A 5922-nucleotide genomic window follows, 5' to 3' on the forward strand; every position below is an offset into this window, starting at 1 on the left:
TTAAACAAGGAGGGGAAATTCCTCCCCTTGATAAGGGGAGGTTAGGAGGGGTAATTGAGATAAACAAATGACTACAGCTTATAGCTCCGTTTAAAAATACGTCACCGAATTTATGAAACAGACCACTTAGCAATCCAAGAATTTTTCCTTCCCCTTTTTCCTTTTTCCTTGTTACCTTATTTTAACAAAAGCATCTTCTGTTTTGTTTAAATTCAGCCGTATCGATGTCCTTATAATTAGATGGGTTTGGAGAGTATTTTATTTTTGTTTTTCGTTGTCTAAAATAGGGCAGTTTTGATCAACATGTCTATGGCTTTTATTCGTTGAAAAAATCTATTGGCAAATCATTCCAAACTTGTTCTACAATGCCGTCCTTCAATAAAAATGCCTTGGGAAGTTTCCTGTAGAGATTTCCGACTTCTTCACGGGGGGCATATCCTAAATTGAAAATCACGCCATACTTCCATACAAATTCAAAGACATTGTCTCTATTTCCAACAAGTATTCCGACTAACTCCGGAGCTGTTGAGTTATTTAAAATCCGGTTTAAATCTTCGACGATCTTTTCGCACTGTTCACACTCTTCATCCAGCAAGACCACTAAATACTCCCCCTCGGTAAGATCAGCATCTATATCACTCACTGATAGATCTTTGAGATCGGCGCCAATTTTCAGATCAGTGACAATGGAATCAACCGGCATGCGGGGACCTAGAAACGGCAAGGCTACGGCGAACACAAGGGAGGCTAAAAACAGGCGATTTTTCCACTGCAAATTTTGAATGTTATTACCCTTCATACTCAGCCAGGAGACAAATAATCCACCCAAAAGAAATATATCCTCAATGATTACCTCTGCCGGAGTTCTACTTGCAAGACTTCCAAAACAGCCGCACCCTTCCGTCTTTCCCTGGGACCATGCCCATCCTGTAACAATAATAAAAAAGAAAAGCAAAATTCCTGCGCCGGTAAAAGTTATTTTGGGTCTATAATTGATGAGTAATGCTATGGCAATCAGGAATTCTACAACGATGAAGAATAGAGCTGCAATATATGTTAAAATACCGGAAATAATACCATAAGACTCTATTTGATAGGCAAATCCGTCAGGATCGAAAGATTTAAGGATACCTGCGGTTAGGAACACAAAAGCGACAATTATTCTGCATACAAAGCCTAAGAGAACCAGCCATTTATGTGAACTTGTAATGGTTAATTTTGGTGCCGAATCCGATGGATTCATATTAAGAAGCTTTTCAATTCTCTTTAGGTGAGTAGTTACCTTTTAGAATTGCCACAATATCCTCTTCCATAGAATCTATAGGCGTGCCCGTGATTCTACCAATCTCTAACCCTCCCCTATGAACGATAACAGTAGGGATCTTCTTGATTGCATTCTCTTTTAAAAATTTTGCAGGTTGATTAAACTGCTTGTTTATACCAAAATAGGAACAGTCGAGATTAGAATTATTACATTCGGAAATGGATTTCATGAGTGTTGGAACTAATTTTTTGCAATGGGGACACCAGGTACCAAAAGCAATTGTGATCGTAACAGCCTTATCGTAGTTGGATAAAAATTCGATTGCCTCGCGATTGGGTTCATACTTATTCATCAATTGCTTATAGGCTACTGTATGTTTTGTGATTTCATCGACTGAGGCCTCACCCACCAAATGTTGACGTGGAACAACACTAATTTTCTTATCGCCAACCACAAATTCAAGAGCAGATTTGTTTTGAGTAAAATTAGTAATGAAAGTCATTGGGGTATTCTCATCGACCAGAACAGAAAATTTACCTTCGGAGAAAACTATTTGTTTACTGTCTATGGTATTTACGATTCCCGTTTTTACATTCAATACTAATATATTCTTAAAAGCTAAACTTTGGATCATTACTGCTGTCCTGTCTTCCCGCAGGTAAAATCTTGCACGGTTATCCATATTTCCATTGATAACAATGCTGAGGTGGCTGACTTCATTCCAATTCTTTGCAGTTTTCGCCTTTTCAGGCAGTTTTTGGGTAAGTGCCTGGTTTGGGTAAATCGAAATCAATGAAATCACCAGGGCTATCGGAATATACAACCACTTCTTAAATATTTCTGCTTTCCACGATCGCGTAAGCATCATTTTCATTGTTCTCCCTACGTTTGTTTTCAACCACATGTTCAATTGCCTTATAAAAAGTAAATACTCTGTTAAACCATTAAAATAGTTTTTTTTTTTTCAAAATATCAAATTTTTTTTATTGATCAAAATACAATGAACCTGGTAAATTTTTCGGTCAGATTTAGAGTTAGTGAACCTCATTTCGAAATAATTTTAATTTTCATTCAAAGTTTGGATATATTCCACCAGAGATTCAATTTGATTTTGATCCAATGGTCCCCCATTTTCCTTGGCAAAACCTAGCATCATTATATTGTAGGTTCCTTTTGCGATGAGCCCATATAAAACTTTATCCGATAAGTTGTTAAAAAACTCCGGTTGGACTAATGACTTGGCAATATGTTCTACACCTTTGCCATCTTCTCCATGACATTTAGCGCAATCGGCATCAAACAAGGCTTTACCGTATTTGTCAATGCCTTTGGCCACATGACAACTTATACATTTGCCCTTAAAATAATTGCCTTCCATAACAATTCCACTATGTTCACTACCGGCAACCATTTCCCTTTCAACCACAGTAGCATAGATCATTATTTTCTTAATCGGCTCTGTTTTATCATTTGAGTAGATACGGACTGATTTGGCAATTCTACCCATTTTGTTTGCGGCATTAAAGGTGACTTTAATTTCCGCTGATTCGCTGGGTTGCAAAGCTTCTGAACTCAGAAGTGCGGCTGTGCAGCCTCAGGAACCTCTTAATTTGTAAATATTTAAGACAGAATCCCCCACATTGGTAACCCTGAAAATATGGTTTACAACGCTTCCTTCCTGAACCTCACCGAAATCAAAGCTTTCTTGTGAAATTTTGATTTTGGCGCCATTATCCTGTGAATAATTCGGATTGATGGCTTGAAATCCAAGCATGGACAAGGATAACACAAAAGCGGAAATATTTTTACTCATCGTTTTCATCAAACCCACCTCATTGAATCACTTTTTTATTTGATTGCATAAATATATATCAAAATTCTTCTCATTGAAAGAAAAAAATTAAATTATTATTTTAAAATCGAATTGATTACAATTTATCATTGGAAATGTATTTACGGGATGTTTTTATGAAAATGATATCGACCTTATTAAATATTACTTCGAAGGCATTCGTATGTAGTATATTTCTAATCATTCAAAATTGTACTTATTCGAATGATGGTCAGCCAAAAATACAGCCCCTGACAGAACACTGGGAGAAACCTATACCCCACCAAACCATACCTGCGGGTCTTAATTCCATCAGCGCTAAGGAATGCGGCGTTTGCCATCAGGAGATTTATAAGGAATGGAAAGATTCATTTCATGCAATAGCGCTGCAAGACCCGCAATTCCAGGGTGAGTGGAAAAGAGACGGAAATTTGTGGGTGTGCATCAATTGTCATACACCCCTTCAAGATCAACAGGAATTCATCATCCTGGGCAAAGAAGACGGAGATTATTACAAACCAGTACAAAAAAGCAATCCGAACTTCGATCCCAATTTGAAAGAGGAATCCATCACATGTGCAGCTTGTCATGTTCGAGATGGTGCAGTGATTGGGTTGAGAGGAGATACAATGGCTCCCCATGCAGTCAAAATAGATCCGGAATTCTTATCACGACAATACTGTTTGACCTGCCACAACGTGACAGACGAACTAACCCCAAGCCTGGTTTGCAGCTTTCAGACTGGCGATGAGTGGGCCGCCGGTCCCTATCCCGAAAGGGGGCGTGATTGTATATCCTGCCACATGCCTGAGGTCTATCGTTCTCTGACTGGTTATACTCAGGCTCGGTGGACACGACGGCATACCTGGATCGGCAGTGCGATCCCGAAATTTATGGGGCAGGGTAAAATTGTGAGCGGGTACAAAAGAGGCATGGAGATAGACATTCAATCTTCACAGAAATCCCTCACATCGGGAGACAGCACTTTTGTCACAATAACAGTTACCAATCAGAATGCCGGCCATTATTTACCAACTGGTGATCCCGAGTATTTTATTACTTTGGATCTAAGCTTGGAGAATGATGAAGGAAGAGTGATCGCCGACACAACATATCGAATCGGTCAATTGTGGAAGTGGTGGCCTAAGGCGGAGAAAGTATTTGACAATCGGCTGCGACCTTTGGAAAAAAGGAATTACTTGTTTTCATTCACGGTTCCTAAAAATGGCGGAGATCGTACATTCAAAGTTATAATAACCAATCATCGTTTGACCGAGGAGAATGCCAAAGCCACAAACATATTTGGTATAGCTCCTCTGAATGCAGTCGTTTTCGAGAAGGAGATTGTTTTTGAAAATCCGGAATGAACTTAAGGGTATGGGTGGTGGGAATGTTTAGAGATACAAGGAAGAACAAAATGCCTAAATTGCCTAAAGTTAGAAGTGCCTAAATTTATTAGGAATTAACATGTGAGATGGAGAAACGAAACCGGCGAATGGGAGAATGGGTAAACGGGAGAAGGCAAATATGAAAAAGAAAGGGACTTGCCTGGAAACATGCAGGGATGACAGTTCATAAGAATGGGGCACAAGCTTATCAGGGACCTAATTTCTGAAAGCTGATGGCGGATACCAGATGCAAGATACCGGATACCGGATGAGGTTAAGGTTAAGGTTAGGTTTAGGTTTAGGATTAGGCGTAGGACTTTGAAATTATATGGTTGAATGTTGGAATTCCCCTCTTTGAGAGGCTGTGTCCTGAACCTGACGAAGAGGGAAGAAAATCATCCCGTCCAGACGGGAGGATTTTCAGGGGTGTATAAAATAGACAGACAAGAATGTCTGTCCTACCAAGCCAGGTGTAGATGTTAACTTTGATCTTAGCGAACAGATCAACCTATGTCGCATCAACACTGTTGATGCACTCCAAAACAAAAGTTGCACATTCTGTTCTTTCTCCGATCTCCTGTTCTCCCTTTTGTTAGAAGCCGATCCTTGGGTGTTGTAACAATTTGACGAAGGAATATTTTGGAATTGTAAAATCCTTTGCAGAATAATTTAATATATTCAATATTGAATAAAAGATTTAAATATGTTAGTTTTGTAGAGTAATTTAAACTTAATAATGTCAAATAATGAAATTTAGCGAACTTATCCGGCTACTTGAAAAAAATGGATTCAAATTACTTAGGGAAAAAGGATCGATAAGATATTATTCAAAGACTGGATGGGATAAATTAATTCGTGTGACTTCCATGGATCAAAAGAAGTACCAACTGGTACATGCCAGGCTATTCTAAAAGCCACAGGACTAAAAAAGAAAAAATGAGGTATTGAGGTATTTATGATAGAATTGCAATATTCGCTCGTTATCGAGGCCACGAAAGAACCTGATTTTTTTGGATTCTTTTCAAATGAGCTGGAAGGTTTTTCAGGTATAGGCCATTCTATAGAAGATTGTTTGTTCAAAGCAAAATGGGGTATGATAGAACATACTAAATTATTAAAAAAACAAGGTTTGGAGGTACCTCCCCATAATCCTAACCCTACCATTATTATTCAAAATGAAAGCCAGATTGAAGCAGCTTGAAAATAGCATTTTATAAATCGTGAATGAGTTAAGCGCAGCGGTCTCAGTTCTGCTTGAGAAAAAATAACAAATAATAAAATACAAATCTCAAATAAATCTCAAATTCAAAAAAACAATTTCCAAACAGAAGATCCGGTAGGACAGACATCCTGTCTGTCCACTAGAGACTGGCTGGAGGCTGGAGACTGACGAATGACGAATGACGAATGACGAATGACGAATGACGACTGGAGACTGA

Annotated in this window: 6 protein-coding genes; 2 read left to right on the forward strand and 4 right to left on the reverse strand. The window is 38.6% G+C overall.

Features of this window, described 5'->3' with window-relative positions; genetic code table 11:
- Positions 1-316 precede the first annotated feature (316 nt).
- The 4 genes from IIC38_19660 to IIC38_19675 form a co-directional block, all read right to left on the reverse strand.
- Complete coding sequence (locus tag IIC38_19660) at positions 317-1243, reverse strand: DoxX family protein (protein ID MCH8128139.1); 927 nt, start codon at positions 1241-1243, stop codon at positions 317-319.
- A gap of 13 nt (positions 1244-1256) precedes the next feature.
- A complete protein-coding gene (locus tag IIC38_19665; GenBank protein MCH8128140.1) occupies positions 1257-2132 on the reverse strand; it encodes a thioredoxin family protein in 876 nt (291 codons plus the stop codon).
- Between the two features lie 192 nt (positions 2133-2324).
- Complete coding sequence (locus IIC38_19670; GenBank protein ID MCH8128141.1) at positions 2325-2825, reverse strand: c-type cytochrome; 501 nt, start codon at positions 2823-2825, stop codon at positions 2325-2327.
- A gap of 33 nt (positions 2826-2858) precedes the next feature.
- Positions 2859-3086, reverse strand: a complete 228-nt coding sequence (locus tag IIC38_19675; GenBank protein ID MCH8128142.1) for a DUF1573 domain-containing protein — start codon at positions 3084-3086, stop codon at positions 2859-2861.
- Between the two features lie 146 nt (positions 3087-3232).
- Here IIC38_19675 and IIC38_19680 point away from each other — a divergent pair, with 146 nt between their 5' ends.
- Together IIC38_19680 and IIC38_19685 are read left to right on the forward strand one after the other, a co-directional pair.
- Positions 3233-4462, forward strand: a complete 1230-nt coding sequence (locus tag IIC38_19680; protein MCH8128143.1) for a cytochrome C554 and C-prime — start codon at positions 3233-3235, stop codon at positions 4460-4462.
- A gap of 976 nt (positions 4463-5438) precedes the next feature.
- Positions 5439-5684: a type II toxin-antitoxin system HicB family antitoxin gene (locus tag IIC38_19685; GenBank protein ID MCH8128144.1), complete on the forward strand. Its 246-nt coding sequence runs from the start codon at positions 5439-5441 to the stop codon at positions 5682-5684.
- Positions 5685-5922: the final 238 nt, after the last annotated feature.

It is taken from the genome of candidate division KSB1 bacterium (assembly GCA_022566355.1).
Classification (GTDB): Bacteria; Zhuqueibacterota; JdFR-76; order JdFR-76; family DREG01; genus JADFJB01.